General features: G+C 71.3%; 25 protein-coding genes, 1 tRNA gene and 1 pseudogene. 14 read left to right on the forward strand and 13 right to left on the reverse strand.

The window, feature by feature from the left end:
• Positions 1-470: 470 nt before the first annotated feature.
• Positions 471-1,082, reverse strand: a complete 612-nt coding sequence (locus ACQE3L_RS10275; RefSeq protein WP_426963686.1) for a DUF7504 family protein — start codon at positions 1,080-1,082, stop codon at positions 471-473.
• 300 nt (positions 1,083-1,382) lie between these two features.
• Between ACQE3L_RS10275 and ACQE3L_RS10280 the strand changes: the two genes are divergently transcribed.
• The 5 genes from ACQE3L_RS10280 (at position 1,383) to ACQE3L_RS10300 (ending at position 6,024) form a co-directional block, all read left to right on the forward strand.
• Positions 1,383-2,522, forward strand: a complete 1,140-nt coding sequence (locus ACQE3L_RS10280; protein ID WP_426963687.1) for a multicopper oxidase domain-containing protein — start codon at positions 1,383-1,385, stop codon at positions 2,520-2,522.
• A 164-nt stretch (positions 2,523-2,686) separates the two neighbouring features.
• On the forward strand, positions 2,687-3,076 hold the full coding sequence (gene fer / locus ACQE3L_RS10285) for a ferredoxin Fer (RefSeq protein WP_426963688.1): 390 nt from the start codon (positions 2,687-2,689) through the stop codon (positions 3,074-3,076).
• 202 nt (positions 3,077-3,278) lie between these two features.
• Positions 3,279-4,316 carry a prepilin peptidase gene (locus tag ACQE3L_RS10290; RefSeq protein WP_426963689.1) on the forward strand — a complete coding sequence of 346 codons (1,038 nt, stop codon included), beginning with the start codon at positions 3,279-3,281 and terminating at the stop codon, positions 4,314-4,316.
• 89 nt (positions 4,317-4,405) lie between these two features.
• Positions 4,406-4,825, forward strand: a complete 420-nt coding sequence (gene hisI / locus ACQE3L_RS10295) for a phosphoribosyl-AMP cyclohydrolase (protein ID WP_426963690.1) — start codon at positions 4,406-4,408, stop codon at positions 4,823-4,825.
• Positions 4,825-6,024 carry a DUF7118 family protein gene (locus tag ACQE3L_RS10300; RefSeq protein ID WP_426963691.1) on the forward strand — a complete coding sequence of 400 codons (1,200 nt, stop codon included), beginning with the start codon at positions 4,825-4,827 and terminating at the stop codon, positions 6,022-6,024. The genes hisI and ACQE3L_RS10300 overlap by 1 nt, the downstream gene beginning before the upstream one ends.
• A gap of 42 nt (positions 6,025-6,066) precedes the next feature.
• On the opposite strand, the gene ACQE3L_RS10305 is transcribed toward ACQE3L_RS10300, so the two are convergent.
• The 5 genes from ACQE3L_RS10305 to ACQE3L_RS10325 form a co-directional block, all read right to left on the reverse strand.
• Positions 6,067-6,660: a DUF7411 family protein gene (locus tag ACQE3L_RS10305; RefSeq protein ID WP_426963692.1), complete on the reverse strand. Its 594-nt coding sequence runs from the start codon at positions 6,658-6,660 to the stop codon at positions 6,067-6,069.
• Between the two features lie 4 nt (positions 6,661-6,664).
• The gene (locus ACQE3L_RS10310) at positions 6,665-7,030 is read right to left on the reverse strand and encodes a DNA-binding protein (RefSeq protein ID WP_426963693.1); all 366 of its coding nucleotides are present in this window, start codon (positions 7,028-7,030) and stop codon (positions 6,665-6,667) included.
• An 80-nt stretch (positions 7,031-7,110) separates the two neighbouring features.
• Positions 7,111-8,364: a threonine synthase gene (locus tag ACQE3L_RS10315; RefSeq protein WP_426963694.1), complete on the reverse strand. Its 1,254-nt coding sequence runs from the start codon at positions 8,362-8,364 to the stop codon at positions 7,111-7,113.
• A gap of 402 nt (positions 8,365-8,766) precedes the next feature.
• Positions 8,767-9,426: a DUF7384 family protein gene (locus ACQE3L_RS10320; protein ID WP_426963695.1), complete on the reverse strand. Its 660-nt coding sequence runs from the start codon at positions 9,424-9,426 to the stop codon at positions 8,767-8,769.
• Between the two features lie 6 nt (positions 9,427-9,432).
• Entirely contained in the window at positions 9,433-10,497 is a 1,065-nt protein-coding gene (locus ACQE3L_RS10325; RefSeq protein WP_426963892.1) for a putative sulfate/molybdate transporter, read from the reverse strand.
• 165 nt (positions 10,498-10,662) lie between these two features.
• On the opposite strand from ACQE3L_RS10325, the gene ACQE3L_RS10330 reads away from it, so the two are divergent.
• The 5 genes and pseudogenes from ACQE3L_RS10330 (at position 10,663) to ACQE3L_RS10350 (ending at position 14,981) form a co-directional block, all read left to right on the forward strand.
• Positions 10,663-11,622: an ABC transporter substrate-binding protein gene (locus ACQE3L_RS10330; RefSeq protein WP_426963696.1), complete on the forward strand. Its 960-nt coding sequence runs from the start codon at positions 10,663-10,665 to the stop codon at positions 11,620-11,622.
• A 34-nt stretch (positions 11,623-11,656) separates the two neighbouring features.
• The gene (locus ACQE3L_RS10335) at positions 11,657-12,436 is read left to right on the forward strand and encodes an ABC transporter permease (RefSeq protein WP_426963697.1); all 780 of its coding nucleotides are present in this window, start codon (positions 11,657-11,659) and stop codon (positions 12,434-12,436) included.
• A gap of 137 nt (positions 12,437-12,573) precedes the next feature.
• Positions 12,574-13,275: pseudogene (locus tag ACQE3L_RS10340) on the forward strand (ATP-binding cassette domain-containing protein); the annotation flags it as partial.
• A gap of 93 nt (positions 13,276-13,368) precedes the next feature.
• Positions 13,369-14,265: a substrate-binding domain-containing protein gene (locus ACQE3L_RS10345; protein ID WP_426963698.1), complete on the forward strand. Its 897-nt coding sequence runs from the start codon at positions 13,369-13,371 to the stop codon at positions 14,263-14,265.
• The gene (locus tag ACQE3L_RS10350; RefSeq protein ID WP_426963699.1) at positions 14,262-14,981 is read left to right on the forward strand and encodes a TOBE domain-containing protein; all 720 of its coding nucleotides are present in this window, start codon (positions 14,262-14,264) and stop codon (positions 14,979-14,981) included. Before ACQE3L_RS10345 ends, ACQE3L_RS10350 begins: the two co-directional genes overlap by 4 nt.
• 33 nt (positions 14,982-15,014) lie before the next feature.
• Here ACQE3L_RS10350 and ACQE3L_RS10355 read toward each other — a convergent pair whose 3' ends face one another.
• Complete coding sequence (locus ACQE3L_RS10355; protein WP_426963700.1) at positions 15,015-15,680, reverse strand: potassium channel family protein; 666 nt, start codon at positions 15,678-15,680, stop codon at positions 15,015-15,017.
• Positions 15,681-15,868: 188 nt separating this feature from the next.
• On the opposite strand from ACQE3L_RS10355, the gene ACQE3L_RS10360 reads away from it, so the two are divergent.
• Positions 15,869-16,720 (forward strand): hypothetical protein, encoded by an 852-nt coding sequence (locus tag ACQE3L_RS10360; protein ID WP_426963701.1) that lies wholly within the window; start codon positions 15,869-15,871, stop codon positions 16,718-16,720.
• A gap of 3 nt (positions 16,721-16,723) precedes the next feature.
• The gene (locus tag ACQE3L_RS10365) at positions 16,724-17,851 is read left to right on the forward strand and encodes a tetratricopeptide repeat protein (protein WP_426963702.1); all 1,128 of its coding nucleotides are present in this window, start codon (positions 16,724-16,726) and stop codon (positions 17,849-17,851) included.
• Between the two features lie 11 nt (positions 17,852-17,862).
• On the opposite strand, the gene ACQE3L_RS10370 is transcribed toward ACQE3L_RS10365, so the two are convergent.
• From ACQE3L_RS10370 to ACQE3L_RS10390, 5 genes are all read right to left on the reverse strand, one after another.
• Positions 17,863-18,654: a sugar phosphate isomerase/epimerase family protein gene (locus ACQE3L_RS10370; RefSeq protein ID WP_426963703.1), complete on the reverse strand. Its 792-nt coding sequence runs from the start codon at positions 18,652-18,654 to the stop codon at positions 17,863-17,865.
• Between the two features lie 45 nt (positions 18,655-18,699).
• Positions 18,700-18,984 (reverse strand): type II toxin-antitoxin system RelE family toxin, encoded by a 285-nt coding sequence (locus ACQE3L_RS10375; RefSeq protein WP_426963704.1) that lies wholly within the window; start codon positions 18,982-18,984, stop codon positions 18,700-18,702.
• Entirely contained in the window at positions 18,977-19,258 is a 282-nt protein-coding gene (locus tag ACQE3L_RS10380; RefSeq protein WP_426963705.1) for a ribbon-helix-helix domain-containing protein, read from the reverse strand. Before ACQE3L_RS10380 ends, ACQE3L_RS10375 begins: the two co-directional genes overlap by 8 nt.
• 353 nt (positions 19,259-19,611) lie before the next feature.
• Positions 19,612-19,683 (reverse strand) — tRNA-Thr (locus tag ACQE3L_RS10385).
• Positions 19,684-19,866: 183 nt separating this feature from the next.
• Complete coding sequence (locus tag ACQE3L_RS10390; protein ID WP_426963706.1) at positions 19,867-20,511, reverse strand: DUF7114 family protein; 645 nt, start codon at positions 20,509-20,511, stop codon at positions 19,867-19,869.
• Between the two features lie 60 nt (positions 20,512-20,571).
• Between ACQE3L_RS10390 and ACQE3L_RS10395 the strand changes: the two genes are divergently transcribed.
• Complete coding sequence (locus tag ACQE3L_RS10395; RefSeq protein WP_426963707.1) at positions 20,572-21,264, forward strand: enoyl-CoA hydratase/isomerase family protein; 693 nt, start codon at positions 20,572-20,574, stop codon at positions 21,262-21,264.
• A gap of 28 nt (positions 21,265-21,292) precedes the next feature.
• Here the strand turns inward: ACQE3L_RS10395 and ACQE3L_RS10400 are convergent, their stop codons facing one another.
• Positions 21,293-22,252, reverse strand: a complete 960-nt coding sequence (locus ACQE3L_RS10400; protein WP_426963708.1) for a M48 family metallopeptidase — start codon at positions 22,250-22,252, stop codon at positions 21,293-21,295.
• A 116-nt stretch (positions 22,253-22,368) separates the two neighbouring features.
• Here ACQE3L_RS10400 and ACQE3L_RS10405 point away from each other — a divergent pair, with 116 nt between their 5' ends.
• On the forward strand, positions 22,369-23,451 hold the full coding sequence (locus tag ACQE3L_RS10405) for an aminopeptidase (RefSeq protein WP_426963709.1): 1,083 nt from the start codon (positions 22,369-22,371) through the stop codon (positions 23,449-23,451).
• The last annotated feature ends 51 nt before the right edge of the window (positions 23,452-23,502 follow it).

Here is a 23,502-nt window from a genome sequence, read left to right on the forward strand (position 1 = left end):
GATAGCGATACTGAGTAGAGTACGGTAGTTGTGCTGTTTTTCTGTCAGATTATGCTTCCATAACTGCTGTTGAGCCTGCTGCTCTAGACAGCAACGTCTAGAAAGCCCCAGCCGGCTCGACCGCGCCGGGCCTCGCTGTGCTCCTCGCTCTCAGCACCGCCCGCTGCGGTGCTTGCGTCGTCCGGGCGGGTTCGAGCCGACTGCCCCTTTCAACCCCACCCCGCCCCGCGACCGCACCGTAGGCCTCGCACCTCCCCAGCCTCGGCGGTGGCGCGGCCGCGAACCGCACCGCAATGCGGCCGCGCCGCCGCCTCCCTCGCGCGGTCGCGGCGACACAGGGTCGCCGCGGCGCGCGCCGACAGCACAGCACCGCAACCGCCCCGCTCCGCGACCGCACAGCACCGCACCGCCGGGAATTTCAGAAATGTGGGTGTTTTGCTTCCGTCTGTAACACCCAGTATCGCTATCGCTCAGAATGTCGTCCAGTCACTCGGCCCGTCGACCCGTTCGCGGACGCGGAACTGGCGCTCGTCGCCCTTGACGCGCGTCTCCACGAGCGCGTCGAACGCCTCGTGGAGCGTGTGTCTGACCGATTCGTCGTGCATCGTCGACCCGAGGGTCGCGACGAACGGCCAGCCCTCGTTCGCGGCCTGTGTCGCGAGCGCGCGCGCGAAGCGGTGGACGCGTTCGGGGTCGGAGAACATCAGCAGCTGCGAGAGCGAGTCGAGGCCGACCGCGCGGGAGGCGGTGGGGCCGCCCCCTTCGACGAGCTCCGTGAACTGGACGCCGAGGTCGGTGAGGTTGCCGGGCGAGGCGACGTAGCGGGTCTCGTCGGCGCCGTCGGCCGAAAGCTCGCGGTCGCGGGTCATGCAGTCGATCACGACGACGCGGTCGTCGGCCGCGCCCGTGATCCGCTCGTGGTCGGTCCTGACCTTCCCGGCGGTGCGGCCGGTGGAGATCACGATCGGCGACGAGGCCCACTCGTGGAGCAGACGGTGGAACAGGTCGTACTCCCCGCTCATCGGTGGCCCGGTGAGGAGCACGCTGTCGGCCGCTTCGACGGCCGCTGAGAGGGGGGTCATCCCGCCTCCGCCCGCTCCGTTTGGATACGGAATTGCGTCATGTCGTCGACCCGCAAGCGGCCCCTCTCCGCGTGCTCGTGACGGAGGAAACGTCCATACGTGGATCCACGCCGAGCGAGCGATAAGTGTTTGGTCCCAATTGTCAGCGGTGAGAACTGTGCGGGCGGTGAGAGCCGTTTTCGGTCTAAGGGTGTTACTTCGAGAAACGGAATCATAAGTGCTTCCCCCGTTCTCGCGTTATAACCCTGTGAGAACACGCGTTCGGGTTTGTAAGGTCGCTCCGAGTACGTTCACTTGCTTATGACGAACCAAATCGGCGCTCCCGGTACGGAGCTCTCACGGCGGGATTTCGTGCGTGCGACGGGATCGGCGGGCGTTCTCGGACTTGCAGGGTGTGCTGCGCCCCGAAACGGGACCGCCGACGGGAACGTCGTCGCGCAGGCGGAGGGGGGTGACCTCCCCGCGGCCGCGGCGCCGCAGGTCGTCGACCTCACGGAGCAGAACAATCAGGTGACGCTCCGGTCGGTCACCTCGCGGCTCCCCGTCCATCCCGGCGACGCGATGGGTGGGCCGGTCGAGCTGCCCCGCGTGTGGGCGTGGCAGGCCGACGACCGCGCGCCGAGCGTGCCCGGTCCGGTCCTCCGGACGACCGAGGGCGAGGACGTGGAGGTGACGCTCGACAACACCGACGCCAACATGCCTCACACGGTCCACTTCCACGGCGTCAGCAAGACGTGGGAGAACGACGGCGTCCCGACGACCACCGGGATCACGGTCGCGCCCGGCGAGAGCCACACCTACGAGATCCCCGCGAACGTCCCCGGGACCCACCTCTACCACTGTCACTACCAGACCCACCGCCACATCGATATGGGGATGTACGGCTTCTTCCGGGTCGACCCCGAGGGGTACGAGCCGGTCGACCAGGAGCTGTTCATGACGGTGAAAGACTGGGACTCCCGGCTCAACCGCCAGTTCGCGGGCGAGGACGTCTCCTACAGCGCCCGGGACCGGAGCCCGGACACGTTCACCATCAACGGCCGGTCGGCGCCGCGGACGCTCCACCCCGAGGACGGCTCGCCGATCATCGTCTCGCAGGGTGACACCGTCCGCGTCCACTTCGCCAACAACGGCTACATGAGCCATCCGCTCCACACCCACAACCACCGGTTCAAGGTGGTCGAGAAGGACGGCTCGCCGATCCCGGAGGTCGCCCAGTACGACCAGGACGTGGTCAACATCGCGCCGGCCGAGCGCAAGACGATCGAGTTCGAGGCCGACGCCGACCCCGGGATCTACCTGCTCCACTGCCACAAGGTGAGCCACGCGATGAACGGGAACAGCTACCCCGGCGGGATGGTCGGCGGTATCGTTTACGAGGAGGCGATGGACTCCGACATCTTCGCCCAGCTGATGGACTACGCGGGCTACGAGCTGTAGCGACGACGGGCGGCGGCCGCGCACCGGACCCCCGACCGTTCTCCCGATCGCCGATTTTGTATCGTCGCTTTCGATTTATCAGCGCGTCGCGAACCGCCGGGACGACGGCGTCGGACTCTATCGAACAGCAAAGCCTAATGAGGTGGGCGTCGAATTCGCGCCTGATGCCCACGGTAGAATACCTCAACTACGAAGTGCTCGACGACCACGGTTGGTCGATGGACGACGACGACCTCTTCGAGAAGGCGGCGGACGCCGGCCTCGACGGGGAGGATTACGGCACCCTCGACGTGAACCAGGGCGAGTACATCCTCGAGGCCGCGGAGGCGCAGGGCTACGACTGGCCCTTCTCCTGCCGCGCCGGTGCCTGCGCGAACTGCGCGGCCATCGTCAAGGAGGGTGAAATCAACATGGACATGCAGCAGATCCTCTCCGACGAAGAGGTCGAGGAGAAGAACGTTCGCCTGACCTGCATCGGCAGCCCGGACGCCGAAGAGGTCAAGATCGTTTACAACGCGAAGCACCTCGACTACCTTCAGAACCGCGTCATCTGAGGCCACTCGGCCGCGAGGCCCGACGAATCCGTTTTTTGCCTGACGCCACGCCGCCCGCCAACTCCCCGTGTTCTCCGCCTCCTGTCACTCGCTCTCGTGGGTGTCGCGGCTGGACGACGGTCGCGGCGATGAGCACTCCGCCGGTTCGCGTCTCACCGACGGCGATCCGAACCCCTAACTCCCCGGCGGCCACGGCTCGGGTATGATCGCCTCGGCGCCGGACCTGCTCCGGCTCGTCGCGGTCCCCGTCTTCGCGTGGGCCGCCTATCGCGACGTGCGGACGCGCCGCGTTCCCAACCGCGTCTGGCCGCCGCTGTACCTCCTCGGCGCGGCGCTGCTGCTGTGGGACCTTCTGGCACGCTGGCCGCTCGCGGGAGTCGCCGGTGACCTCTTCGTGACCCGGGTCGCGGTCAGCCTGCTCGTGGTCGCGCCGCTCGGGTACGCCTTCTGGTACGTGGGGGGGTTCGGCGGCGCGGACGCGAAGGCGCTGATCGCGCTCGCGCTGCTGTTCCCCACGTACCCGAGCTACTTCCTGCCGGTCGCGTGGCTCCCGGCGTTTCCGGCGGTGCGGACCTACGTCGGCGTCTTTTCGCTGACGGTGCTGACGAACGCCGTCATCCTCGGTGCGCTGTACCCGCTCGGTCTCGGGGCGTACAACGGCGCTCGCGGTCGGTTCTCCCCGGCCATGTTCCTCGCCAAGCGCGTTCCGGTCGGGCGGCTCCCGCACCTCCACGGGCGGCTGTTCGAGACGCGAGAGGGGTTCACCCGGCGCGGACTCGACCTGGACGCGCTCCGGATGTACCTGCGCTGGCGCGGCCTGACGCTCGCGGACGTGCGGGCCGACCCCGATCGGTTCCGCGACCCCGCGGGCGTCGGTGAGACGAACGACCCGACGGACGGCGGGACCCATGTCGGCCCCGCGACCGACGGCGGGGAGCGGGTCGACGGGGGGGATTCGGGGTCGGACGCGGTGCCGGAGGGGCAGTCGGCCCCGGAGTCGGAAACGGCCACGACCGCGGACCCCTGGGCGGCGGAGCGCTTCCTCGCGGAGATCGAGGGGTCGGCGTACGGTACCGACCCCGAGACGCTACGTGAGGGACTGGAGACGGTCGCCGAACGCGAGGCGGTCTGGGTCTCCCCCGGGATGCCGTTCGTGGTTCCGCTGTTCCTCGGACTGCTGCTCGGCCTGACGTACGGCGACCTGCTGTTCGCGCTGCTGCGCGCGGTCGGGTTCGTCTGAGGGGCGTTCCGCGGTCGGGCCGCCGCGCGCGGTCCCGGTCGTCCGGGACAGACAAAAGGACTATTCGCGGCCTGCCCGTCCCCTCACGCATGAGCGAGGACGCGACCGCGGCGACCGGCGAGGCGGACGGGGATGCGTCGGACGGCGACGACGGGGTCGAAGTGGACTTCGGCGAGAGCGGTCTCGTCCCCGCCGTCGCACAGGACGCCGAGACGGGCGAGGTGCTGATGCTCGCGTACGTCTCCCCCGAGGCGCTCGAACGCACCCGCGAGACGGGCGAGGCGCACTACCACTCCCGGTCGCGCGACGAGTTGTGGCACAAGGGGGCCTCCTCGGGGCACACGCAGGCCGTCGAGGAGGTCCGCGTCGACTGCGACGCCGACGCGCTGCTGTACGTCGTCGAGCAGGCGGGCGGCGCTTGCCACACCGGGCACCACTCCTGTTTCCACCGGACCGTCGACGGCGAGCACGTCGGCGAGAAGGTGTTCGACCCCGACGAGGTGTACTGATGGTGGACGCGGGAACCGACGCGGACGAGGCCGGCGACTCCGGAGCGGTCGACGCCGAGGAACCGGGACCGACCCCGGGCCCGGTCCGGGAGGCGGCGACGGCCGCGGCCGACCTCCGCGAGGCGTACGACGACCTCGCGGCGGTCGAGGCGCGGATCGCGGACCTCGGTCGCGAGCGCGTGGAGGCCGCGGCGGACCGCTACCGGAACGCGGTCCGAGTGCTCGACGACTACGAGGAGGACGCGGTCGGGACGGGCGACTTCGGCGCGTACGTCCAGTTCGAGAGCGCGTTCGAGGGCGTCACGGACGTCGAGGCGGACGCGCTCGCGGCCGACGCCTTCGCGGCGGCCAACGAGGCGGTCGACAAGCGCCGGCTCTCCGAGTCGGACTTCGAGGCGGCCCGCGAGCACCTCGAGGACGCCCGCGAGTACGTCCGCCTGTTGGAGCGGCGCGACGAGGCGCTCGACGACTATCGGCGCGCACGCCGGGACGCCAACGCGGCGCGCTCCGAACTCGACGACCGCGTCGACGAACTGGCCGACCTGGCGGACGCCGCGGAGGTCGACCTCGACGTCCCCCTCGACCGCCTCCGCGAACCGATAACCGAGTACAACGAGGCGGTCGAGGCGGACTTCCGGCGGTTCAAGAAGGACGAGAGCGCCCGCGAGCTGTTCGACCTGCTGGAGCGGGCCGGGTCCGCGCCGCTGATCGACGTGGACGAGCCGCCGACCGACCTGACGGAGTACGTCGCGGAGTACCCCGCCGCCGAGGAGCCGGTGCCGGACCTGCTGGAGTACGCCGACTACTCGCAGTCGAAACTGGACCACTACGTCGATGACCCCGGTGCGCTCCGCCGGACGGTCGCGGTCCACCGGACGTACCTGGAGCGGCTGGACGGCGAGCCGTTCGCGCTGGCGTGGCCCCCGAAGCCGGCCGAGGAGCTCCGCTACCGGATCGAGGAGCTGATCCCGGTCGTCTCCCGCTTCGCCGACGAGGAGACGGTCGCGACGCTGCGTGACGTGCTGACGGCGACGCGCGACGACGACTACGAGCGCATTCGGGAGGCGGCGACGGTTCGGGCGGAGCTGGACGGCGACGAGCTGGAGCTGGTCGCCTCCGGTGCGGTTCACGACCGGCTCGCGGAGGCGCGGGAAGTCCGGGAGCTCGTGCGGGACGTGCTCGCGGAGACGGAGCGGTAGCCGCCGGGGGACGGAAAAAGGGGCAGTTACGTCCGCGACGCGCTACTCGGCGCGCCCGTGGACGTACGTCTGCTCGTGGTCGGGAAACACCTCGGCGACGACCTCGTCGCCGTCCTCCGCGCGGAGGAGCGCGCGGATCTCCCCCTCGTAGTCGGCCTTCTCGATCTTCTCGCTGGGTCCCTGTTCCACCTCGAAGGTGGCGGTCACGAGCCGGTCGACCGCGTGGCGACCGAACCCAGAGAGGGGGGCGATGTAGTCGACGTCGTGTCTGTCCTCGAGGCTCTGCGCCTGCGCGCGTGAGACGGTGGGGACGCGGTCGTCGCGGCGCGTCCCGTCCGCGACGGCGTCGACGTCGAGCCCCGCGACCGTCTCGAGGGCGTGTTCGTGGATGCGCTGGATGCCGTTGCGCGGGAAGCCGTCCTCGCGCATCGTCGCCGCGGCCTCGCGCGCGACGGCCTCGTCGAGGTCGACGCGCTCGAAGGGGAAGCCGAGCGCCTCGGCCGCCCGCCTGGCGTGTTCGTAGTCGTCCGTCAGCCCGAACGTTCCCGTCACGCAGCGCACGTCGTAGAAGCGGTCCAACAGGAGGGCGGCGAGCGAGGAGTCTTTCCCCCCGCTGTACAGCAGGGCCAGCTCCATCCCCTTACCGCCGCCGGATGTCGAAGCTCTTCTGGTCGGGCTGGAGCTCGCGCAGCAGCTCCTTCATCTGGTCCTCGTCGATCCGGCCCTGGATCCGGCCGCTCTGGGCCAGCGCCGCGACCTGCTTTTTGACCTTCTTGGCGAACTCCGGCTTGGACATCTCGACCGCGTTGAGCCGCTGGCGCGCGTCGTCGGTGAGGTGCTGTTTGAGCACGGCCTCCTGCTGGGCCTCCGCGCGCTCCTGGGCGGCCTGCTGGGCCTCGGGGTCGGCCCCGCCAGCGCCGCCCTCGCCGCCGGCGCGCTCCTGTAGCTCCTGCATCTTCTTCTCGCGAAGCTCTTCCAGTCGTTCGTCGTCGGGGTTGCCACTCATACGCGCACCTTGTGCGTACTCGCGAAAAACGATTTCGGAGGATCCGGGGTCGTCGCTACTCCTCGGCGACCGGTCCGCTTCTACTCCTCGAGGTCTCGATCCGCGGTCTCCTCCGCCTCCCGTTCCCCGAGGTGCGCGCGCAGCGCGTCCACGTCCTTGTTGCCCGCGCCCGTGTTCAGCAGGACGACCGTGTCGTCGGGGCCGAACTCGCCCCGCTCGGCGAGTTCGAACGCGCCCGAGACCGCGGCCGCGCAGGTCGCGCCGACCTCCAGTCCCTCGCGGCGCGCGACCTCGATGGCGGCGTCGAGGATCGCCGCGTCCGAGGTGGCGACCGCGCCGCCGTCCGACTCCCGGACCGCGTCGAGGATCAGCGGACTCGCGCCGGGATCGGGGATCGCGATGCCGTTGCAGGCGGTGTCGACCTCGTCGTCGGCGAGCGGTTCGTGCTCGTCCGCGCCGGCCTCGTAGGCGGCGACGACCGGGGCACACCCCTCGGCCTGCGCGACGTACATCGGCGCGAGGTCGTCGGTCCAGCCCAGTTTCTCCGCCTCGACCGCGGCCTTGTGCATGCCGACGAGGCCCACGCCGCCGCCGGTGGGGTAGACGACCGCGTCCGGCGCCTCCCAGTCGAGCTGCTCGAGGAGTTCCAGCGCCATCGTCTTCTTCCCCTCGTGGCGATACGGCGTGACGAACGTCTTCGTGGAGTACCAGTCGGGGTGTCCGTCCATCGCCGCCGCGTACGCGGCGCCCGCATCGCCGATCTGGGAGCTCCCGGCGGCCCCGCCCACGGGGTCACAGACGTGGAGCTCCGCCCCGTGGACTTCGGTCATCGCCTTCTGCGTGAAGCCGGCGCGCTTCGGCAGGTAGACGTGCGCGTCCAGTCCCGCGCGGGCGGCGTAGGCGGCCGCGGCCTGCCCCGCGTTGCCCGCGGAGTTGAGCGCCACCGTCCCCGCGCCGTGCTGGACGGCCGCGGTCATCGCCGCCGCCTGCCCGCGGTCCTTGAACGTCCCCGTCGGGTTGCGCCCCTCGTCTTTCAGGAGGACGCGGCCGACGCCCATCGCGTCCGCGAGCTCGGGACACTCGACGAGCGCCGTCCCGCCCTCGCCCATCGACACCGCCGCCTCCGCGGGGAACGGGAGCAGTTCCGCGTAGCGCCACATCGAGTCCTCCTCGCGGTCCGCGAGCTGCTCGGGCGACAGATCGACACGGTCGTAGTCGTAGGCCGGGTCGAGGATCCCGCCGCAGTCCGGACAGCGGCCGGGTTCCTCGGCGGGGTCGAAACGGTTCCCGCAATCGACGCAGTCGAGTCCGACGAACGCCTCGGAGGTCTGCATACGCGGTGTCTGTGCGCCCGGGGGGGTAATGGCTGTGGCGCCCGATGCGCGGACACGTCGCGAAGCGACCGCGAGCGGGCGCGGCCTTTCTCGGTGGGCTTCCGAGCACAGCGGAACGCCGGCCCACACGAACCCGACGTCGTTCGCGCGGTCGCGGGCATCGGCAACCGTCCCCGCAGTTCGCGGACCCATCTCTCGGCCAGATGCAGACCCATCCCTCGGCCACATGCGGACCGACGAGCTCTCCGATCGGTCACCCGACAGCGCCACGGTCGGCCGCGAACCCTTTTGAGGGAAAGCGCGCCATCCCGCCGCGTGCCAGGGGCTTTCACCCCGGAGCGGGCAGCGGTCGCGCGACACGTCGCTCCGGGAGCGGTTCGTGTCGCCCGTTCGCCCTGATCCCTACCGTCCCGGCTCGTCCGTGTTCTCTCGCGGCGCCCGGTCCGGGCCGGGGTAGTCGCCGTCCCGGACCTCCGGGTAGAGCCGTGCCGCGTCGAAGACGGCCGCGAACGCCCGCGGTTCGCGGACGCTGACCGGCACGCGATCGCGGAGCGCCGCCCCCGCCCCGGCGCTCGTCAGCCGGTCGTCCAGCGAGAGGACGTGCATCGCGCCGCCCCGATAGGCGGACCCCAGCGCCGGGTGGTCGTCCGGGGGATGCACAACCGGCTCGCGCCAGTCCGCGACCGCCGCGCGCCAGTCTGCCGCCAGCGACGCGTCCGCGGGATCCGCGAGGTCCGCGACGACCGACTCGGCGTCGTCGAGCAGCGCGTCGCTCGCCACCAGCGTCGTCCACGAGTGCCGCCACAGCGCCTCCAGCGCCGCCCGCGCGGAGCCCCCGACCAGCAGGTCCGCCGCGAGCACGTCCGCGTCCGCGACGACGCGCGCCGGGGTCGGTTCGGGCGGCGCCGGCGCCGCGTTCTCGGCCGCGTCGTCCCGGCTCGCGTCGCTCCCCGCGTTCCCGTCACTTCCCGTCCGATCGCGAACGCGCACGAGCGCCTCGCGGACGTCCGCCTCGTCGGCGTCGACCGCGGCGGCGCGGCCGAACAGCGACTGCCAGTCCATGTGCGGTCAACGACCGCTCCGGACATCCAACTTGCGGAGCGTCGCCCACGCCGCGGCCCCGGCGACGAACGCCACGCCGACGTTCGTGAGGGCCCCGAGGAGTCCGACGCCGACCGTGGCGAGGCGGTCGTCCCCGGAGAGCGCGGTCCGCGAGAGATCGGCGCCGACGAGCACCAGCAGGACGCCGAGCGCCGCGAGCGGGAACGCCACCACCACGCCCGCGACGAGCGCAAGCAGGAGGTAGCCGATCCCGAGCAGGACGTTCGCGCCGCCCGTGCGCGCCCCGAAGGCGTGCTTGCCGGCGAGGCCACCGCTGCCGTGGCACATCGGGAGCCCGCCCGCGGGAACCGACAGCAAGGTCATCGCGCCCATGCTTCCCGCGAGTCGGTCCGCGGACACCTCGCGGTCGAACAGGTCCTCGCAGAGCAACGCCGTCGCGACGGCCGCGTTGCCGACGGTCATCGCCAGCTGTGCGGCCGCGCCCTCGACCGCCCCGACCGAGAACGAGGGTCCGCCGCCGGCGAACGGCGTGAGTGTCGGCAGCGACGGCGTCGGAACCCCGACCGCGTCGACGGCGACAGCGAACCCTCCGGCGAGCACGACCAGCGCGCTCGCGCTCCCGTGGCCGAGCGCGTAGAGGGTCACGACGACGAGCGCCGCGGCGACCGCGATCTCGGGCGCGCCGACCGCCAGCTCGGCTCCGGTGACGACGAGCAGCAGCCCAACCGCGAGCTGGATCCCGCGGACGACCGGCAGCCCGACGACGCGCTCGACGGCGCCGACGACGCCGAACCGTCCGGCGATCAGCAGGACGACGCCCGCGAGGAGCCCCCCGGCGACGAGTTCACCGTAACTCATCGCGCCGGCGATGGCCAGCCCCGCGAGCGCCTTCATCGGCTCGACCGAGATCGGGAGCCCGTAGACGACGCCCCACACGATCTGGAAGACGCCGAACGCGACCAGCGCGTGCGGGAGCGACAGCGGCGTCAACGCCCCGAGCGCGACGACGATCGGGAGAACCGTAACCGAATCCCCCAACGCGCCGGTCAGCTCGTCGGCGTCGAACCGCATCTCACGGGCGTCCGAAAAGCGCGTTGTAGCCACGCATATGGGTTCTTCCGGGGATACGTGAACGTTTTCAGAAAACGAACGGAGTTGTCCCCGACCCCCGAGTCAACCGAACGCGATTACCCCAATCCCGGAATTATTATGTGTCCGCGGTCAACCGATGTATCCATGACGAAACAACGACGCGAGTTCCTGAGCGCTATCGCGGGTGCGACGGTCGTCGGAAGCGCCGGGTGTCTGGGATCGGGGCAGAGCGGCGGCAACGGAACCGAAGACGGAAGCGGGAGCGGAAGCGGCGGCAGCGTGCCGCCGGTCGCGGAGGAGACGCTCACGCTGACCACGACGACGAGTACCTACGACACCGGACTGCTCGACGCGTTGAACAGCGCGTTCACCGAGCAGTACGGCGCGGAAGTCGAGGCCGTGGCGCAGGGGACCGGCGCGGCGCTGGAGACGGGGCGGAACGGCGACAGCGACCTGGTGATGGTCCACGCGCGGTCGCTGGAGGACGAGTTCCTCCGCGAGGGGTACGGCGTCAACCGCCGCGACCTCATGTTCAACGACTTCGTGATCGTGGGGCCGTCCGACGACCCGGCCGGCATCAGCGGGATGGAGTCCGCGGCCGACGCGTTCGCGACCATCGCGGAGACGGAGTCCGTGTTCGTCTCCCGCGGCGACAACTCCGGGACGCACACGAAGGAACTCATCATCTGGGAGGAGGCGGGCGTCGAGCCGGGCGGCGACTGGTACCGCGAGGCCGGCGCCGGGATGGGCGACGTGCTCAACCAGGCGAACCAGACGCCCGCGTACACGCTCGCGGACCGGGGGACGTTCATCTCGATGCGGTCTGAGATCGACCTCGAGATCCTCGTTCAGGGGCCCATCGAGGGCGGCCCGGAACTGCTGGCGAACCCCTACGGCGTCATCGCGATCAACCCCGGCGTCCACGAGAACGTCAACTACGACCTGGCGATGTCGTACATCGGCTTCATCACGAGCCCGGAGGGCCAGCAGGTCATCGAGGACTACACGATGAACGGGGAGCAGCTGTTCTTCCCGGAGGCGGTCTCCGAGGACCCGAACTTCCAGCAGTACGTCCCCGAGGGCTGGAGCGCCGACGACTCGTGAGATTCATGACGGAACGCGCTCGGATCGGTAGCGTATGACTCCGACCGTCGCGGCGCTCGTCGAGGCGACCCTCGCGCTCGCGACGGTCGGCATCGGTAGCGCCGCCGACGCGGTCGCGGGCGCCGCGCCGCTGCTCGTCGAGTTCCCGTTCCAGCGGAACTACGTCACGAGCATCGTCCGCGTCTCGCTGTACGTGAGCCTCACCGCGGTCGCGCTCGCCACGCTGGCGAGCGTCCCGGTCGCGCTGCTCGTCGGCTTCGTCGACTTCCCCGGCAAGCGGCTGGTCGTCGCCGTGATCAACACGGGGATGGGGTTCCCGAGCGTCGTCGTCGGCCTGCTGGTGCTGGTGTTGGTCTCCAATCAGGGACCGCTCGGTCCGCTGGACCTCGTGTTCACGAAGGAGGCGATGATCATGTCCCAGTTCGTGCTCGCGTGGCCCGTCATCACCGGCGTCAGCCTCGCCGCCGTGACGAGCGTCGAGGACGGCGTTCGGGACGCCGCTCGCGCGATGGGCGGGACGCGGGTCGACGTGGCACTGGTGACGATCAAGGAGGCCAGATACGGGATCGTCACCGGCGTGCTCGCGGGCGTCGGTCGCGCCATCAGCGAGGTCGGGTCGGTGTTCATCGTCGGCGGCAACATCGCCAGCGCCGACGGCACCTCCATCACGCGGACGCTCACGACCGCGATCCAGTTGGAGGCGCGGCAGGGCCGGTTCGAGACCGCGATGGTGCTCGGCGCGATCCTGCTCGTGTTGGTGCTCGGCGTCAACGCGGTCGTTCTCCGACTCGGCGACCAGCGGGGTGGGCGATGAGTCAGCCACAGGAAACCGAGCGGGAGAGCGAGGCGGTAACCGGGGCGCCCCATGACCGTCAGCGCACGGGCGAGTCGGTCGTCTCGCTGGACGGTGTCGCGCGTCGCTACGGCGAGGAGGCGGTGTTCGAGGACGTGAGCCTCGACGCGCGGCCCGGCGAGACGCTGGCGATCATCGGTCCCTCGGGCGCCGGTAAGTCGACGCTGTTGCGGATGTTCGGGCTGTTCGAGCCGCCGGACGAGGGGCGCGTTCGCGTCGACGACACCGACGTGTGGACCGTCGGCGAACGCGAGCGGCTCGCGGCCCGCCGCCGCGTCGGGACCGTGTTCCAGGAGGCGAACCTGTTCGACGCCTCCGTCCAGCGGAACGTCGCCTACGGGCTCCACGTCCGCCGAGCGTGGCCCGAACGGCTCCGGGAGTCGCTCCGCCGGTTCGTCCGGACCGAGCCGCCCGAGGCGGTCCGGGACGCGCTGTCGACGGTCGGACTCGCCGACGCGGCGACCCGCGACGCCGACTCGCTGTCGGGCGGGGAGGCGCAGCGCGTCGCCTTCGCTCGCGCGCTCGCGTACGAGCCCGACGTCCTGCTGCTCGACGAGCCGACCTCCGATCTGGACCCCCGGAACACCGCGGTGCTGGAGAACGCGGTCGAGACCGCCCGCGACAGCGGGATGGCCGTGGTGATGGCGACCCACGACATGCATCAGGCCGAGCGGATCGCCGACCGCGTCGCGGTGCTGCTCGACGGCGGCCTCGTCGAGGTCGGCCCCGCGGAGCGGCTCTTCGAGGACCCCGACGACCCGCGGACCCGGAAGTTCGTGGACGGTGACCTGGTGTACTGAGAAACCTATACAGGTTTCTTCATCTAGGAAACGGAACTACCGAGGGTTACGCGATCCGAAACGGTTTCGGCGGACGCCGCCGAACCGGCCGGTATGCCGACCCGTCGCCGGAGCGTGATCGCCGCCGGTGGCGGACTGCTCGGTGTCGGCGGGGTCGGGCTCTCGACGCTGTCGACGGCCGACGATCCCGACCCGGCGAGCGGCCGCCTCCGTCTCGCCGTGGGCACGACCCTGTACGACTCGGGACTCGCCGAGGAACTGGCGGCCGCGGTCGCCGAGACGCGCCCCGACCTCGCGCCGGCGCCGGTGCCCCGCGGGACCGGGGCCGCGCTCCGGGCGCTGGCCGCGGGCGACGTCGCCGCCGCGATAGTCCACCATCCGCGTGCGGAGCGACGGGCGGTCGCCGCCGGGGACGCCGTCGACCGCCGGCCGTTCTGTGTCAACGACTTCCTGCTGGTCGGTCCGCCGGGAGACCCCGCCGGCGCCGCGGACGCCGCCGACGCCGCGGCCGCGTTCGACCGGGTCGCCGCCGCCGGCGAGCGGTTTCTCTCCCGCGGCGACGACTCCGGAACCCACGCCCGGGAGCGGCGGATCTGGGCCGCGGCGGACCGCGGCCCGCGCGGCGACTGGTACGGGGCAACCGGGAGTTCGATGGGCGAGACGCTTCGGATCGCCGGGTCCGTGGGCGCGTACACGCTCGTCGACCGCGGGACGTTCGTGAGGCGGCGCGGCACGGTCGACCTCGAGACGGCCTTCGCGACCGGCCTCGCCTCGCCGTCGCCACTTCTGCGGAACGTCTACAGCGTGGTGCGCGCGCCGCCCGATCGCGTGGACGACGCGAGCGCCGGGGCCGCTCGAACGCTCGTGGAGCTGCTCGTCGGCGACCCGGGACGAGGGGCGGTGCGGGGGTTCCGGGCGGACGGCGAACGGGCGTACCGGCCGGTCGAGGGAACAGACTCAAGCGACCGGCGGCGCTCCGTGAAGCCGTGACCGACGAGGACCCGGAGGGCGAACCGGCCGCGACCGCCCGCGCGACCCTCCGCCGGAGCGGGATCGCCTTCGACGCGGACGACGCCGCGCTGCTACGGGCCGTCGCCGCGGAGGGGTCCGTCGCGGGAGCCGCGGCGACGCTCGGCCGTTCGCGGGCGCGTGCGCTCGCCCGACTGGAGACGCTGGGGGGCGCGTTCGGCTCGCTCGTGGAGCGAACGCGCGGCGGCGCGGGCGGCGGCGGGAGTCGACTCACGGAGCGCGGCGAGGCGGTGCTGGCGCGGTTCGACCGCCTCGAGCGCGGCCTGCTGCTGTCCGCGCGGGCACCGGAGACCGCGCTGGACGGCGAGGTCGTCGACGTGGACGGCGAACTCGCGACCGTGACGACGGCGATCGGCGACGTGCGCGCGCTCCACGACGGACTGCGTCCGGGCGACGCCGCGCAGGTTCGAGTGGGGGCGGACGCCGTCACGCTTCAGGGGGCCGACGCCACGCCCGCGGCCGACGAGACGAGCGCGCGCAACCGCTTTTCGGGGACCGTCGCCGCGGTCGAGCGCGGGGAGACGGTCGCGACGGTGCGCGTGACCGTCGCGGAGACCGACGTGACGCTCGCGGCGCTCGTCACGGTCGCCAGCGCCGACAGGCTCGCTCTCGAACCGGGACGGGGCGTGACCGTCAGCTGGAAGGCGACCGCGACCGCGGCCGTGGCGCCGCCGTGACGGAGCCCTCTCCCCGGTCCGAGTCCGTCCGACTCAGGCCGCCTCGGCCGCCGTGAGCTCCGCGCGCACGTCCGCGACCGCCTCGGTGGCCGCCAGCAGCGCGATCCGGTCGCCGGCCTCGACGACCGTCCCGGGGAGCGGGATGGTCAGCGACTCCCGGTCGCGGCCGTGCGCGTAGATGCGCCCGCGGTCGCCCAGGTCGATCTCGTTGACGTGCGCGCCGACGATGGGCGCGTCCTCGGGCACGGTCAACACGAGGATCTGGAGCCCCTCGGTCAGGTCCGCGATGGCGTTGAAGTCGCCGCCCAGCAGCGCGGTCTTCGCGCCCGCGGCGCCGAGCCGCTCGGGATAGATAACCTCGTCCACGTCGTCGGAGTAGCGCTCGTAGACGGCCGCCTCCACGTCCTCGCTCACGCGCATGACCGTCCGCGTGCCGTAGTCGCCCGCGATCAGACAGATCTGGTGGTTCGTCTCCGGATCGCCGGTGAAGCCGCCGACCGCGTCCGCCTCCGCGACGCCCGCCTCCTGGAGCGTCGCCTCTCGGGCGCCGTTCCCCTCCACGACGCGAAAGCCCCGCTCCCCCGCGCGCTCGACCTTCATGCGGTCGTTGTCGACCACGACCACGTCGTGGCCCTCCTCGTCCAGCACGCGGGCGACCCGCGAGCCGACCCGACCGTATCCGACGACGATGACGTTCATGCGAGTCCGGTACGACAGGTGACGGCAAAAGTGTGGGTGGTGGTGCCACGACACGGGGACTGGCGCGGCCGGTGCGACGGCGCCACAGCCGATGCGACGGCACCACGACCGTCCGCCGTCGTCCAGCGCGCCGGTCCGGCTTCCGGGCGAGTCAAAACTATTTATTGACCACCTGTGTTAGCGCCGGTATGGTTACCGTCCAGTCGCACGTGCGTCCCGGCGGAGCGGTGAACGAGGACCTCGTCCGGACCCACGGGAACGCGGTCGTCGTGCTGGACGGGGCGACCGGACTCTCGGACCGGAGCGTCACCGACGCGGCGTCGGACGGGCGGTGGTACGTCGAAGCGCTCGCCGAGGAACTCGGGACCCGGATCGACGAGGGCGGGGGTCGGGACCTGCGGGACCTCGCCTCGGAGGCAGTCGCGGCGGTCGCGGACAGGTACGGCGACCACCCGGGCGCCGCCGAGCAGGACTCCCACGAGGTCCCCTCCGCGGCCGGCGCGGTCCTTCGCTGGGACGACGACCTCGAGTACCTGGTACTCGGCGACTGCGGGGTCGTCGTCGACGCCGGACCCGAGTCCAGAGCGGTCCTCGGCGAGGGGCCGCGCGACCTCGACCGGCGGGTGGTCGAGGAGATGGTGGCGATCCGCGAGGCGGCCGACGGCGCGGTCTCCTACGAGTCGCTCCGCGAGCGCGTGCATCCCATGCTGGTCGACCACCGGAAACGGAAGAACCGCGAGGGCGGCTACTGGACGTTCGGGCTGGACCCGTCGGCGGTCGACCACGCCGCGACCGGCTCCCTCGACCGCCGCGACGCCGAGTTCGCTGTCGCGTTCACCGACGGGTTCGAACCGGTGTGTACGACCTACGACGCGTTCGCGGACTGGTCGACGCTGGTTCCGTACCTCCGAACGGACGGCATCGAGCGGGCGGTCCGCGTCCTGCGTGCCTTCGAGGAGTCCGACCCCGAATGTCGCGAGTATCCCCGTCTGAAGCCGTCCGACGACGTCGCGGTTGCGACGGTCGACCTGAGCGAGTGACCCATGGCCGAACTGAGCGACGACCTCGTCGACCGGATCGAGGCGCGAGCGGACGAGTCGGGGACCGACGACCTGATCGAACTGTTCGGGGACCTCCCGCCCGAGACCGACCGCGAGTGGGAGCTCGCGCTGACGCGGCTGATCGAGGTCGCCCCCGACCGCAAGGAGGACCTCCGGCGGGTCTTCGAGTCGGACGACTTCGGCCAGTCTGACCCCGAAACCGTCCGCTTCGCCGCGTTCTTCGCCTACTGCACGTTCCTCCGGCGACGCGGGAACATCAGCGAGTTCGGCCGCGTCCTCGAGAAGCACGCGGAGTTCGACGACCACCCGATGTACCCGCACTTGCAGGGGCTGCAGGCGAAGCAGCTCCGGACCGGGGAGAGCTACGAACGCGCCATCGAGTACGCCCGACGGGCCCAGTCCCGCGTCGGCCCCGATCACGCCGGCGTGAACCACGCCTACGTCACGGCGATCGTGCAGGCGCTCGAGGAGGACAAAGAGGAGTTCCTCGGGACCCCCCGCGAGCAGCTGCTGGAGGAGGCCGAAGGGATCATGGACCAGCTCATCACCGAGCCGGTCTACCCCAAGTTCAAGGTGACCCTCGGCCGGCTCCGCGCCCTCCAGGGCCGGTACGACGACGCGATCCGGCAGATCAACGAGGGCATCGACCTCGAGGACGACTCGAAGGACAGCTACGTCCTCCGCGTCAACAGCTACCGCAACCATGAGTCGCGGGTGTACCTCGACAAGTACGTCGACGAGATCCAGCGCCGGCAGGACCAGCTCAAGGAGGACGTCGACGACGCGCTCGAGGCGGTCGAGACCGCACAGGAGGAGTCGAAAGACCAGATCAAGAAGCTCCAGGGACAGACGCTGCAGTTCCTCGGGTTCTTCGCCACGCTGCTCGCGGTCATCATCTCGACGGTGACGATCACGCTCGAGTTCTCGATCCTCCCCGCGACCGCCCTGATCGTCGTGCTGATCGGCGGGCTCCTGATCGCGTTCGGCGGCTTCACCGTCATGCTCCCCGTCGACCGGGCCCTGCGGAAGGGCTCCGCGCTGTTCCTCATGGGGCTTTTCACCGCCGGGCTGGGGTTCGCCGTCGCCGCCAGTATCGCGGGCGTCGTCTGACCCCGCCCGGGTTACCGCGTCGACGCCAGCAGCTCGTCGAGGTGGCGGGCGCTCCGCTCGACGTACGCCATGTTCGGCGTGGTCACCTCGACGGAGGCCGACCCCGTCCAGCCGTCCGGCAGCGCCGAGAACAGCCGCGCGAAGTCGATCGATCCCGCGCCGAGGGGCAGGTGCTCGTCGGCGGCGGTCCGCGTGTCGTTGAGGTGGAGGTGCGAGACGCGGTCCGCGTGGGCCGCGAGGAACCGAGCCATCTCCGCGTCGTCGTGGCCGTCGATCCGCGCGTGGCCGGTGTCGAACGTCATCGACGCGTCGGTCCCCGCAAGGAGCCCGGGCACGTCGTCGGTCGCCACGAGCGCGTCGTAGACGTTCTCGACCGAGAGCGTCGCGTCCAGCCCGGCCTCGGCGGCCCGCGCGTCCAGTTCCTCTATCGACCGCTCGACCCGCGCCGCGAGGCGCGCCCCGCCGTGTGCCCGCTCCCACGCGAGCGCGGTCGGGTGGAGCACCGCCGTGTCGGCCCCCGCCCGGTCCGCCGCCCGGTGGCAGGCGTGTAGCTCCGCGACGACCGCCTCGCGGACGCCGTCGAACGGCGACCCGAGGTCGAGCCCCTCGAACGGCAGGTGGACCGCGAGCCCGAGGTCGTCGTACCGCTCCAGCAGCTCCCGGCCCTCGCCGGAGAGCCACTCGCGGTCGGTCGCGCCGTCCAGCATCACCTCGACGTAGTCCAACCCGACCGCGTCGGCCACCTCGAAGTACCCCGCCACGTCGTTGTCGGGCTGCGTCACGACGCCGCGCTCGACGTTCATACCTGCACCGTGGAGCCAGTCGGTGGTAAGCCCCCCGCCTTCGCGTCAGTCGTCGTCAGCGGTGTACGCGCCGCCCCGACGCTTGATACGTGCGACGACGAGCCGCCGGTCGTTCTGTCGGAAGCTCACGGAGAGCCGGAACTCCCCGATGCGGATTTTCTTGTACGGGCTGTTCTGGAGCGGCTCGCCGTAGTCCGGCGGGTCGCGCCACGGCGAGGAGACGATCTCGTCGAGTTTGTCGAGTATCCGGTCCTGGTCAGCGGGGGAGAGTCCGCCGAGGTCGTCTTCGGCGGTCGAGGAGAGTTCCCACGTCCACTCGTCGTCACTCATCGCCCGTGCCGAACCGCTCGCGGGCGTCCTCGGCGCTCGTCGTCCGTCCCTCGCGGATGTCCTCCTCGGCTTCGAGCAGGGCGACGAGTTCGTCGCGGTCGAACGTCGGGAACTCGACGGCGTCCCGGAGCGTGTACCGAATGAACTCGCTCCGGCTGTTGAACCCGCGTCCCTGCCACGTATCGTCGATCTCGTCGAGGAACGACTCGGTGAGTTTGAAGGTCACCGTGGTGATGTCGTCCTCGCCGTCGTCGTTTGTAGCTGCTTTAGACATATCTACGTAATACGTATGTCTTACCAATAGTCGTTTCGGCGGAGCCTCACTCACCGCGTACTCGTCGTGAATCGCCGCATCGAGGGGTTTCTGTCACACTCCTGACTAGGGTTCAGTCATCCCTTTGCGAGCGTTGATTAGCGAAATCAGGAGTGTTCCTTGGGGGACGCGCCCCCGGTCGATATCGGGTCTACCCCACCGCAGTCTGTGAATTGGTTTGTGTGTCCTGACACTTCCCCGAATCGCAATACGGCGAGGGATGCCCTGTTTAGCGAGAGACGCGAATCTTGAACGGGTTTCGTTCAGACGAGTGTAGCCAAAAAGTGTACACACAAGGAGTGTACGGAAGAAAGAGCCTAGGCCGGGATTTGAACCCGGGGTCTCGTCCTTACCAAGGACGCGCTTTACCGCTAAGCTACCCAGGCGCGCGTTTTCTCGTTGACCGGATTCGTCTTTAGGCGTTTCGATCCGGACGCCGTCCGCGAGGTCGTCGCACGGTCGCGGTCTGGCCGTCGGCGCTCGCCCGATGCGGGCTGCTTCAACGCTCGATCCGTCGCTTTCGGGTCGAGAAAGATCGGGGTGACGAGCGAAACGCTCCCTCGGCCGCTTCAGACGCGCTCCTCGGAGAGCGCGGCGATGCGGTCGGCGGTGGCGTCGGGGAGCGCCTGCCCCGGCGGTGGGAACTCGCCGTCGTAGTCGGCGGCGAGTTCGCGGGCGTACGTCTGTAGCTCCGTGGGAGGGTCGCCGCCCACGGCGGTCGTCCCGGCGACGACCGCGAGCTCGAAGACGTCCTCCTCGAGGTTGCGGTCGAGGTCCGCGGCCGCGGCGGGCGCGGCCTCCTCGCGGCGGGTCTGGTCGCGGCCGAACGCGCGGACCACGTCGACGGCGGCGGCGGCGGCCTCGGTGCGCGCGAGCAGGTAGAAGCCCCGCGAGACGAGCACGTCCGCGGCGAGGATGTCGAGGTCGGCGGCGATGTCCGCCTCCGCGACCGCCTCCCCGACCCACGGCTCGTCGTGCGCGAGCCGGCGGGTGAGCCGGAGGCCCTCGTAGATGAGCTGGACGCCGGCGGCGCGGTCGGCGACGGCGTCGAGGTCCGCGGCCGGGTCCAGCGCCCGAGTGGCGACGAGCGCGAGGACGCCGGGCGTCACCGCCGCCGCAGCGAGTCTGTCGTCGAGGACCTCGCGGAGGCGCGCCGGCTCGATGTCGGCGACGGCCTCGCGCGCGGCGGCGCGTGCCCGCACGGCGTCGTCCATCGCCGGAAAGGAAGGCCGGGAAGGGCAAAGACCTTTGGAAACGACCCGTCTCTCCCCACCGTGATCCGCGCGACCGCGGACGGCCCGGTCCGGGTCGTCACCATCGACCGCCCCGCCCGTCGCAACGCGCTCCGCCCCGCGGACCTCGACGCCCTCGCGGACGCGGTGCGCGAGACGAGCGAGCCCGTGGCGCTGCTCCGCGGCGCCGGCGACGCCTTCTGTGCCGGCGCCGACCTCGACGTCGTCGCAGACCTCGACGACCCCGAGGCGTTCGCACGTCGCGGGCAGCGGACCGCGCGCGCCATCGAGACCGCCGACGCGGTGGTCGTGGCGGGCGTCGACGGCGCGGCCCGCGGGGGCGGCGTCGAACTCGCGCTCGCGGCCGACGTGCGCGTCGCGACGCCCGCGGCCACCTTCGGCGAACCGGGCGTCACCTTTGGCCTGTTCGGCGCGTGGGGCGGCACCGCTCGTCTTCCGCGGGTGATGGGCGAGGGCGAGGCGCTCGACTTCGCCTGCTCCGGACGCGTGCTCGACGCCGACGCGGCGCTCCGGACCGGCCTCGTCTCGCGAGTCGTCGACGACCCCCGGACCGTCGCCGACGAGATAGCGGCCAACGCGCCCGACGCGCTCGCGGTCCTGAAGCGCCGACTCCGCGACCGCCGGAGCGCGGAGGAACAGGAGGCGGCGGAGGTGGCCGCCTTCGGCGACCTCGTGCGGGAACACGCCGCGGATCTGGCCGCAGACAGGGAGTGACGGCGCCATCGAGCGTGACGGCACTCTGTCACTCGACCGGGATCCGCGTCCTCCCGCGCTGCCGCCGACGGCGCTCCGCGTCGGCCCGTTCGGCCAGCCGCTCGACGCGCTCTTCGGTCGGGGGATGCGTAGAGATCCACCGCTCCAGCGTCGACTCAGTCTCGCGGTTGGTCGAGAGGGGACCGAGCGGCCACGCCGTCTCGGTCGCGCGCTCGATCCGCCGGAGCGCTCGCGCGAGCGCCAGCGGGTCGCCGGTCACCTCGACCGCGCGGTCGTCGGCGGCGAACTCCCGCCGGCGGGAACGAGCGCGCGCGATCAGGGTCGCCGCGAACAGGACCAGCACCGGCGCGGCGACGACGGCCCGGCGGAGCCGGCTCAGGGGACCCCGCCGGTCGCCCGGTCGGCCGCGGATCCACGCCGACCCCCGGGCGAGTCCCGACAGCGCGAGGATCGCGGGCACGAGCGCGACCGTCAGCAGGCCCGCGGCGGTCTGGACGACTCCCTGCGCGAGCGCGCGGCGGAGGCCGTCGTTGCGCTCCAAGTGGGCGAGTTCGTGGGCGACGATCCCCTCCAGTTCCGCGGGGTCGAGCAGGCGGAACAGCGAGCGGTCGAGGACGAGCGCGCCGCGGTCGCTCCCGCCGACGGCGAAGGCGTTGGGTGCGCCCATCTCCCCGACGTACAGCGTCGGCCGGTCCACGCCCATCCGCGCCGCGAGGTCGTCGATCCGGCGGTGGAGCCCGGGGGCGGCCGACCGCGGCAGCCGGTCCGTCGAGAGGGCGGCGAGCAGCTGGCTCGTGCCGACGCGGTAGCTCAGGTACGCGGACAGCAGGGTCGCGCCGGCCAGGACCGCCGCCAGCGTCGGGGCGTCCGGACGCGTCGCCCACAGCCACAGGAGCGCCCGGTAGCCGAGGAGCGCGGCTGCGAGGTAGCCCGCAAGCAGCACGATCCCGACCGCGGCCATGGCGAGACGGACGACGACTCGGCGCATCGGCGTGGGCTACGCCGGGGACCCTGAAACCGATTCCGGCGGGGCGAGGAGCCGCGTCCGCGGCGGCCGCGCCGCGACAGCGAAACCGGTAACACGGCCGGGCGAGACGGGCGCGTATGGACCCGCGCATCCGCGAACACGCAGAGACGATCGTCGACCATTCCGCCGGCGTCGAGGCCGGCGACGACGTGGTCATCCAGATGCCGAAGGAGGCGGCGGACCTCGCCGTCGCGCTCCACGAGCTGTGCGGCGACCGCGGCGCGAACCCCCTCTGGCTCAACAACTCCGACCGCGCCGACCGCGCGTTCAAGCGCGCCGCCGGCGAGACGTTCGAGGAGCCGGCCCACGAGCGCGCCCTCTACGAGGAGACGGACGTCTTCATCATCGCCCGCGGCGGCGACAACGCCACCGAGGGCGCGGACGTCGCCCCCGAGACGAACGCGGCGTACAACCGCGCCCGCGCCGAGATCAAGAAGGAGCGCCTCTCGAAGACCTGGTGTCTCACGCAGTACCCCACCAGCGCCCACGCCCAGCTCGCGGGCATGAGCACCGAGGGCTACGAGAACTTCGTCTACGACGCCGTCTCCCTCGACTGGGACGAGCAGCGCGAGTTCCAGCAACAGATGGTCGAGATCCTCGACGACGCCGACGAGGTGCAGATTCGCAGCGGCGAGGAGACGGACCTGACGCTCGACGTCTCGGGCATGAAGACGCTCAACGACTACGGCGAGGCGAACCTCCCCGGCGGCGAGGTGTTCACCGCCCCCGTCCGCGACGGCGTCGACGGCGAGGTGTACTTCGACCTCCCCCTGTACCGCTACGGGCGCGAGATCGAGGACGTGCGTCTCACCTTCGAGGACGGTGAAGTGGTCGAGCACTCGGCCGGCCGCAACGAGGACCTGCTGACCGGCATCCTCGAGACCGACGAGGGCGCACGGCACCTCGGCGAACTCGGCATCGGGATGAACCGCGCCATCGACCGGTTCACCTACAACATGCTGTTCGACGAGAAGATGGGCGACACCGTCCACATGGCGGTCGGCTCCGCCTACGAGGACTGCGTGCCGGAGGAGAACGAGTTGAACGAGTCCGCCGAGCACGTCGACATGATCGTCGACATGAGCGAGGACTCCGTCATCGAGGTCGACGGCGAGGTCGTCCAGCGCGACGGCACGTTCGTCTTCGAGGACGGCTTCTAGACCGAGACGCTCGAGCCGCCGTCCGATCCGCGTCTCGAAAGGTCCTGTCCG

Origin of the sequence: Haloparvum alkalitolerans, assembly GCF_050122995.1 — an archaeon.
Lineage (GTDB): Archaea > Halobacteriota > Halobacteria > Halobacteriales > Haloferacaceae > Haloparvum > Haloparvum alkalitolerans.